Origin of the sequence: Paramaledivibacter caminithermalis DSM 15212 (genome assembly GCF_900142245.1) — a bacterium.
In the GTDB taxonomy this organism is placed as follows: Bacteria; Bacillota; Clostridia; order Peptostreptococcales; family Caminicellaceae; genus Paramaledivibacter; species Paramaledivibacter caminithermalis.
Map to the genome: position 1 here is coordinate 1 of NZ_FRAG01000091.1, position 8,037 is coordinate 8,037.

The 8,037-nt window shown below is 31.1% G+C and carries 7 protein-coding genes and 1 pseudogene; 7 read left to right on the forward strand and 1 reads right to left on the reverse strand.

Annotated elements, in window-relative coordinates:
- A pseudogene (locus tag BUB36_RS20705) lies at positions 1-312 on the reverse strand (transposase); the annotation flags it as partial.
- A gap of 292 nt (positions 313-604) precedes the next feature.
- On the opposite strand from BUB36_RS20705, the gene BUB36_RS17835 reads away from it, so the two are divergent.
- The 7 genes from BUB36_RS17835 to BUB36_RS17870 all read left to right on the forward strand — a co-directional run.
- Positions 605-2,017, forward strand: a complete 1,413-nt coding sequence (locus tag BUB36_RS17835) for a sigma-54 interaction domain-containing protein (protein ID WP_073153434.1) — start codon at positions 605-607, stop codon at positions 2,015-2,017.
- A 570-nt stretch (positions 2,018-2,587) separates the two neighbouring features.
- The gene (locus BUB36_RS17845; RefSeq protein WP_073153440.1) at positions 2,588-3,004 is read left to right on the forward strand and encodes a hypothetical protein; all 417 of its coding nucleotides are present in this window, start codon (positions 2,588-2,590) and stop codon (positions 3,002-3,004) included.
- 21 nt (positions 3,005-3,025) lie between these two features.
- Positions 3,026-4,507, forward strand: a complete 1,482-nt coding sequence (locus BUB36_RS17850; RefSeq protein WP_073153442.1) for a sodium/proline symporter — start codon at positions 3,026-3,028, stop codon at positions 4,505-4,507.
- Between the two features lie 52 nt (positions 4,508-4,559).
- Positions 4,560-4,997, forward strand: a complete 438-nt coding sequence (locus BUB36_RS17855; RefSeq protein ID WP_131821352.1) for a hypothetical protein — start codon at positions 4,560-4,562, stop codon at positions 4,995-4,997.
- The gene (locus BUB36_RS17860; RefSeq protein ID WP_073153448.1) at positions 4,997-6,028 is read left to right on the forward strand and encodes a 3-oxoacyl-ACP synthase; all 1,032 of its coding nucleotides are present in this window, start codon (positions 4,997-4,999) and stop codon (positions 6,026-6,028) included. Before BUB36_RS17855 ends, BUB36_RS17860 begins: the two co-directional genes overlap by 1 nt.
- A gap of 1 nt (position 6,029) precedes the next feature.
- Positions 6,030-7,349 carry an acetyl-CoA hydrolase/transferase family protein gene (locus tag BUB36_RS17865; RefSeq protein WP_073153451.1) on the forward strand — a complete coding sequence of 440 codons (1,320 nt, stop codon included), beginning with the start codon at positions 6,030-6,032 and terminating at the stop codon, positions 7,347-7,349.
- 413 nt (positions 7,350-7,762) lie between these two features.
- Positions 7,763-8,037: accessory gene regulator B family protein (locus BUB36_RS17870; RefSeq protein ID WP_165613137.1), on the forward strand; the 275-nt coding region annotated here is incomplete at its 3' end.

Below are 8,037 nucleotides of genomic sequence, written 5' to 3' on the forward strand. Positions count from 1 at the left end.
ATCAAGATTTAACTTCAATATCTGTATTAGTGTTTTAGGATAGGCAAACCAACTATCAAATAAAACATAAGAAGCATCTATACCAAAGCCTATAGCTTGTTTAATCAAATCAATCATGACAATAGTTTCTTTTTTAACTGCTTCTAAGCGTAGCTTTCCACCATTTGTTCTTTTATCAATATTTGCATTTGCTTCACAAATTCTGTTTTTTTGTTTTGATGAACTCAGTAAAGAAAATGCTAATGGTAAGAATGTATTTCCATCGGACCAACCTAGTGTTAACAGTCTAAAACCTTTTTTGTATGTGACAAGGGGACGCTTCGTTTGTCTTTCTGATGTGGTGAGTCAAAAAAACCGTCACCTTGATTCCTATTTGTCTCTAATATACTATTTGAAAAATATAAAGGAAATAATCATTAAATGTCGAATACATACACTAAAATTACTAAAGATTATTACAAATAAATATATAGCACTAAAGTTTTACTTTAATATTTTTAACAATATCAATAATGCATCAGATTAATAAAATCAAATAAGATATAACTTTTATATTAGATATGATAATTACAAGGATATATTTATATTATAAGGTGGTGCATTTATGAAATATAACCAATCTCATCTCAAAAATCAGTCTTATAAAGAGTTATTAACTGACTATTTAGTTTCAACTATGGAAAAAATTTTTGATCCTGTACCTGTGCCTATAATACTTTTAGATAATGAAACGAGAATTAAAATGATAAATGATGTTTTTGCTGATTATTTAGGCTTTCCTAAAGAAGATCTTATTGGAAAAAAAGTTAAAGATATTGATAAAAATACTAGATTTCCATATGTTTACAAGACAAAAAAAACAGAGATAGCCTGGAAGCATAGATTTGAGAATGGACATACTGCAATAGTTCATAGAATTCCTGTTCTTAATGCAGAAAATGAAGTAGAATATGGAGTTGGTTTGATACTTTTTGAAGATGTAGAACAGTTTAAAGATATTATAGAAAGAAATAAACTACTAGAAACTGAGCTTCATATTTATAAAAAAAGATTAAAAGAAATCCATGGAGCTAAATATTCGTGGGAAAATATTATAGGAAAAAGTGAGAAAATGGTTGCAGCAAAATATATGGCGAAAAAGGCTGCACAAACTAATTCAAATGTACTATTACTTGGAGAAAGCGGTACAGGTAAGGAACTATTTGCACATTCCATACATAATGGAAGCATGAGGAGTTTTTTTCCCTTTGTAAAGGTAAATTGTGCAGCAATTCCTTCAGAATTATTAGAGGCTGAATTATTTGGTTATGAAGAGGGAGCATTTACTGGAGCAAAAAAAGGTGGGAAAATAGGGAAATTTGAAACTGCAAATGGAGGCAGTATATTTTTGGATGAAATAGGAGATATGCCACTAAAGATGCAGGCTAAACTTCTTAGGGTTTTACAGGAAAAAGAGTTTGAAAGAGTAGGAGGAATGGATTCTATAAAATTGGATATAAAAGTTATAGCAGCAACGAACAAAAATCTAAAAGATCTTATAAAAAATGGAAAATTTAGAGAGGACTTATATTATAGACTTAACGTTATGACTATTGAAATTCCACCCCTTAGGGAAAGGTACTGTGATATTGAAGCCATTACACATTCACTTATAAGGAAATTAACTGACCAATTAGGGAAATATGTATCAAGTATATCGGAAAAGGCTATGGAATATCTAAAAAGCTATAGCTGGCCAGGGAACGTAAGGGAGCTTGAAAATGTATTAGAAAGGGCAATTAATTTAACTGATTCTGATACTATATTACCAGTACATTTGCCAGTATATCTAATACAAAATAAAAGACGCATACTAGATGGACCCATTAGACCGCTTAAGGATATTATTGAAGATATAGAAAAAGAATCAATTATAAGATGCCTTGAATATACAAAAGGAAACAAGCTTAAAGCATCTAAATTATTGGATATAAGTAGATCAAGCTTATATGATAAGATACAAAAATATGGAATATAAAGGTGTAGTATATTCCGACATTTGTGCAAAATTAAAACATAATATTGATTTTTTATGGAAATACATAAAGATAAATGATTCTAAACTGCTTATTTTAAAGGAAAGAGAATTCAAGACTTTAAATTGTATGTTTTTCATACAGTTTCTAGTCTTTTTTTATGGAGATTTGAGCTATTAATGTTTTATTTCTATAGAACTTTTAATTTTAAAAATTTTCATATATATGTATTTATAATAAGTTAAGTAATGCAAGGTTTATTAGTATTAAATAAAGGTTTCAAAGAGAAAAATTAAATTATAGAAGCTAATTTTATATATGAAAATTATAAAAAAATACATTAATTAAAGAGATGGCACATATTTTGCTAATTTTAATAAACAAAGGTTGTTAAATTTTATTTAATCTATTTTAAAAGAAATTCAAAGAAGTTAAAAAAATGAAGAATGGCACAAAGGAAAACGTTTCACTGGCGATGGATTTATTTATTACTACTAATTAAAAAGAAAGGAGGAAGAATTAATAATTAAGTGTAGTATAATATTTATTTTCATATATAGGGGGTAATAGTGATGAAAAATGATAATTGGGTAAAGATTTTATTTGCTGGAGCAATTTTGATGTTAATTTCACAGATTGCTAAGATTCCTTTATTATTTGCTGTTTCATTCCCTGTTGTTTTTGCAACTTGGATGATATTAGGTGCAATAAGAAAAAATCAAATAGGACAGGGTCTTAAACTTTCAATCGTAAGCTTATTTGCTATTTGGGTAATTGGATTTCTAGCTATGAATTTAATGAATCATAGTGTATTTACTAAAACTATATTAGCATTTATGCCAGGAACATCTATTATGATATATCTTATATGGCTTTTACCTTTTTTTGTTGGAACATTGGTTTACTCATTAAGATTTGATAAAGAATATCTAGCTGAAGAGGATATTAAGGCATTTCAAAAATTACATAAAGAAGCTGAGCAAAAATAATATAAAAGGGGGAATAAGCAAATGAATATTGTTATTTTAGTTATTATTCTATATATGCTTATAGTTTTAGGAATAGGCTTTTGGGCAATGAAAAAGACTAAGAGTTCAGAGGATTTTTTTGTTGCTGGGAAACAATTAGGTATAATGGCCGTTGCTATGGCAGCATTTTCTGCTGCAATATCAGGTTTTGTATTTGTTGGGGGTCCTGGGCTTGCATATAAATTAGGTGTTGGAACATTATGGCTGACATTTCCTACTTCAATTTCCTTTGCAATGGCATGGATTATATTAGGAAAGAGAATGAGATTGTTAGCTGAAACAAGAGGTTGTATGACTGTATCTGATGCTATATATGCCAGATTTGAAAGCAAAAATGCAAGCTTTTTAGCTGCATTAGCTTCATTAGTAGGATTGGTTTTATATTTAGCAACTCAAATAAGTGCTTTTGCATTCATACTTTCACCTATTTTTGGATGGTCCTTTAAAACTGCAGTTATTGTAGGTATGGGCATAGTATTACTTTATTCGGTTGCTGGCGGTATGTTAGCTGGCGTATATACGGACGTATTTCAAGGTTCAGTTATGGCTGTAGCTTCCTTATTTGTGTTTGGATATGCACTTTCTAATGGCGGTGGAATGGCAAACATGACTAAAGTATTAGCTCAGCAGGTTAAACCAGAATTTGTAGGGCCATGGGGCGTATTACCAGCTTCATTAGCTATGGGATGGTTCTTTTGCTTAGCTATAGGAATTGTTGGGCAACCTCATATAGCTCATAAATTTTATATGATAAAAGATATTAGGAAATTAAAATGGGGTCCAGTTATTGCAGCTGTAGCAGGAATGCTTGGAGGTTTGTTATGGTTAAGCGTTGGGCTTGTTGTCAGATATAAAGTTGCCATTGGTGAAATAGCAGCTTTAGAAAATAGTGACCTAGCTATTTCCGTATTTTTGGATAACTATGCACCTAAAATTCTAGCAGGTATTATTTACGCTGGAATTGCTTCAGCAGTAATGTCTACAGCAGATTCTTTTATAAATCTTGCCTCTGCTGCGATAGTAAGAGATATTCCTAAGGCTTTTGATAAGAAGTTTACATCAGAGCAAGAATTAAAATATGGAAGATTATCTGTTGTAATTTTGTCTATTCTTACGGTTATAATTTCATTTGTATTTGGTAAAAGTGGAGTTGCGATTTTAGGTGCATTTGGATGGGGAACCTTTGCAGCTGCATTAGCTCCAACTTTAGGTATAGGATTGAATTGGAAAAGAGCTACAAAACAAGCTGCATTTTGGTCAATATTTATTGGACTTGGTTTGAATTTAGTTTTGGAAATAGGAAGCAAAATGGGAGCTAATTGGTATGCAGTGATATTTAAACCATTAGGAATTTATAATGGGACGTTTTCTTTAGTCATTTCTATAATTGTATTTATTGGTGTATCTTACTTAACACCTGAATCAAAACTAAAGGAAGATATAGAAGCCATAATGAATGCATAAAAAGAGGGGTGAATCTAGGCAGCTGAGGTTAACCCTCAGTTGCTTAAAAAAGATGAAAGATAATTGCAATGAGATAATAAAGTCTATTATCCCAAAATTTTTTGAAGTCAGTTTTTATAACTTAAAATATTATGATTTAATTATTACTAATAAAAGGCTTATATTTGTTTGGATGGGAGAAAGTTATAAAAATTGGATGCTAAGGACAGAGATAGGAATGAATAAAAGAAAAGATATTGTGAGTTGTGATATTAATAGGATATTAATAAATGAAAAGAATATAGTTTTAGATTTTGAAGATATAGAAGCAATAAAATTCCATAAGAGAACATTTTTAAAGAATGTAAAATTGTATATAAAAACTATTGGTAGAGAGTACAGATTTTATTCTCGAGATACAAAGGCTGATTTAAGAGAATCTATAAAATCCCTTGAAAAATCATTATTTAATGATAAATCCTATTTACAAGATTTAAAGGGGGGCAACTAATGGTTAATAAAAGTGTTAATGTTGGTATTGTGGGAACTGGATTATATATTCCAGAAGGAAGAATGACGGCAAAGGAAATAGCAGATGCGACAAATGGAGTTTGGACAGAAGAAGGTATAATAAGCAAACTAGGTATCATTGAAAAATCAATTCCAAGTATAAAAGATGGTACACAGGAAATGGGTGTAAATGCAGGCTTGGATGTACTAAATAGAACAGGTATAGATCCTAAGGAAATAGATTTAGTGATTTGTATGGGTGAAGAATGGAAGGAATATCCACTTACGACTTCAGGTATATATATTCAGGAAAAAATAGGGGCCGTAAATGCATGGGCAATTGATGTACAACAAAGATGTTGTTCAACTGTGGCAGCAATGAAGATAGCAAAGGACATGATGATTGCAGATGATAATATAAATACCGTTATGATTGTAGGTGGATACAGAAATGGTGATTTTGTTGATTATACGGATAAATCAATGTCTATGATGTACAATTTATCAGCTGGTGGTGGAGCTATAATTCTAAAGAAAAATTATAATAAAAATCTTTTGCTTGGAACTCACATCATGACAGATGGAAGTTTAGCAAGGGATGTGGGGGTAAAATATGGAGGGACAGTGAATCCTATTACAACAGAGAATTTAGATAAAGCCTATAAATCATTAATGATATTTGACGAGAAGCATATGAAGGATAGGCTCAATGAAGTATCTATGAAAAATTGGATGCATTGTATAGATGAGGCATTTAAAAAATCAAGAATACCAAAAAAAGAACTTGATTATTTAGCAGTTTTGCACTTTAAATATTCTATGCACAAACATATGCTAGAGCTTCTTAATCTTAGAGAAGATCAATCAATTTATTTATCCCATTATGGACATATGGGGCAGATAGATCAGATATTATCATTACACCTAGCACTTGATAAAGGAAAGATTAAAGATGGAGCAGTGATTTCCATGATTGCAGCTGGTATAGGTTATGCTTGGGCTGCCAATGTCATAAAATGGGGGGAAATCTAAGATGAATACAAAAGAGATATATAAAAGTAAACTCATAACTATTGAAGAAGCATTAAGCAAGATAAAAACAGGAGATAATATTGTATCTGCTTTATCAGCGGCTGAACCGAGAGAGATTTTATCAAAGCTACATACTATAGCCCATAGGGTAAAGGATGTTAATGTAGTAACATGCTTGCCATTAGCAGAGTATGAGTATTTTAGCAATCCTAAGTACAAAGATAGCTTTTTTATGGAGGGATGGTTTTATAGTCCAGAGATGAGAAAAGCTCATAAGAATGGAAATGTTTCTTTTATACCAAATCATTTACATTTTGCGGCATCAAAAAGACTTGTCCATAGAAAGACAAATATTTTTTTAGGAACTGCCTCTACCATGGATAAACATGGATTTTTATCACTATCTTTGAGTGCTACTTATGAAAGAGAAATGATCGAAAATGCAGATATAGTTATTTTAGAAGTAAATCCTAATATGCCGAGGACTTTTGGGGATACAATAATACATATAAGTGAAGTTGATTTTGTAGTAGAAGTTGACTATAAAGTTCCTGAAATACCTATACTTAAGCCTTCTGAAAAAGATAGGATTATAGGAAAATATATAGCAGATTTGGTGGAAGACGGGTCAACAATTCAGCTTGGAATAGGTGGTATTCCAAATGCAGTTGCAGCAGAGCTTATGAATAAGAAGGATTTAGGGATACATACTGAAATGTTTACTGATGGTATGGTGGATTTGTATGAGGCTGGTGTGATTACTGGTAAGAAAAAGACACTATTATCAGGAAAAATGGTTGCAGCCTTTGCACTGGGAACAAAAAAACTATATAATTTTATAGATGATAATCCTCAGGTTAATATTATTAAAGGTTCTTGGGTAAATGACCCCTATATAATAGGGCAAAATTATAAAATGGTATCAATTAATACTACTCTTGAGATTGATTTAACAGGACAATGCTGTTCAGAATCTATAGGACATATACAATTCAGTGGAACAGGAGGTCAGGCTGATACAGCTATTGGTGCACAAAATTCTAAAGGTGGTAAGTCGATAATAGCACTTCATTCAACTGCAAAGGTTAAAGTTTCAAATGATAACGAGAGAAAAGAGATATCAAAAATTGTTACTAGATTAACTAGAGGTGCTGTTGTATCTTTGTCGAGAAATGATGTTGATTTTGTAGTTACAGAATATGGTGTAGCTGCTTTAAGAGGAACATCAATAAGGGATAGAGTGAAAAGGCTTATAGATATCGCTCACCCAGATTTTAGAGATAGTCTAAGAGAAGAAGCAAAGGAGCTTATGATATGGTGAAAAGAATGGTTTCAGGGTTGAAAAGGTGAATTTATTTGATGCCTTTGGTTTTGAAGACAAGGTGATGTCAGACTGCGTGAAAACTATTGTCAAAAATGTGGCTTTTTTAGGGTATTTTATTGTGCCATGTAACAAATGATGAAGTGAAGAGCCAGATGCATTAGTAGCGTAAGTCTGGTTCTGTGAGGGATTGGAGCCGTGAGGCACCGTCTACTGTCCCCATGGCAAAGCGGAGATTTAAATCAAAATTACATAACACCATAAACGACTCCCCAAAAAAGAGTCGTTTTTACTTTTTTTGAAAATATACATACCAAATATCACGTTTCAGCTACCATTTTTATAAAAACCATTGGAAAATTTTACAAATAATATAAAATAAAAGATAAATATAGAATTAAATGGTAAAAAATATGATTGATAAAATATGTAGAACAATAACTCAAAAGCTAGTTAAAAATAACATAATTAAATTTGAAGATCATGATATTTACATGTATGGTTTACAGCTATTTATTGTAAGCATATTTAAGGGTATAGGTATATTTGCTATAGCCTATGGATTAGGACGGATAAAGGAAGCAGCGATATTCATAATAGCCTTTGGTATCTTAAGAATAAATGCAGGGGGATACCATTTTAGTACATATTTTAGATGTTTTATAGTAACTATATTAACTATGACAAC

Coding starts and splice junctions, on each gene's coding strand:
- BUB36_RS17860 (WP_073153448.1), top strand. CDS start 4,997: ATGGTTAATAAAAGTGTTAATGTTGGTATTGTGGGAACTGGATTATAT.
- BUB36_RS17845 (WP_073153440.1), top strand. CDS start 2,588: ATGAAAAATGATAATTGGGTAAAGATTTTATTTGCTGGAGCAATTTTG.
- BUB36_RS17855 (WP_131821352.1), top strand. CDS start 4,560: ATGAAAGATAATTGCAATGAGATAATAAAGTCTATTATCCCAAAATTT.
- BUB36_RS17850 (WP_073153442.1), top strand. CDS start 3,026: ATGAATATTGTTATTTTAGTTATTATTCTATATATGCTTATAGTTTTA.
- BUB36_RS17835 (WP_073153434.1), top strand. CDS start 605: ATGAAATATAACCAATCTCATCTCAAAAATCAGTCTTATAAAGAGTTA.
- BUB36_RS17865 (WP_073153451.1), top strand. CDS start 6,030: ATGAATACAAAAGAGATATATAAAAGTAAACTCATAACTATTGAAGAA.